This window comes from Streptococcus suis, from assembly GCF_002960445.1.
Taxonomy (GTDB): domain Bacteria; phylum Bacillota; class Bacilli; order Lactobacillales; family Streptococcaceae; genus Streptococcus; species Streptococcus hyiners.
Genome location: NZ_POJD01000424.1, coordinates 1 through 282 on the forward strand (window position 1 = coordinate 1; position 282 = coordinate 282).

At 37.2% G+C, this 282-nt stretch carries 1 pseudogene; it reads left to right on the forward strand.

The features are described 5' to 3' along the window. Positions 1–151 (forward strand): annotated as a pseudogene (locus tag C1G53_RS12370) (ABC transporter permease); the annotation flags it as partial. Positions 152–282: the final 131 nt, after the last annotated feature.

The window sequence follows — 282 nt, forward strand, 5'->3', positions numbered from 1 at the left end:
GATTGCCAATGCTCGCAATGCAGATATTTTGGAAAACAAGACATGGATTTGGTTGCCAGCAGCCATCTTCATCCTTGTGATGATGCTCTGTATCAACTATGTCGGACAAGCTTTCCAACGTGCAGCAGATGCTAAGCAGCGTTTAGGTTAATTGTGAAAAGGGTTCCTTTGGGAACTCTTTTTTCTACTATTTGTCAAGTCCATCAAGGTATTTGACGAAAAATATTTTGAGTTCAATAGTCAAAATAAGGAAATTGTTTTATTTTGGACTAAATTTTAGTG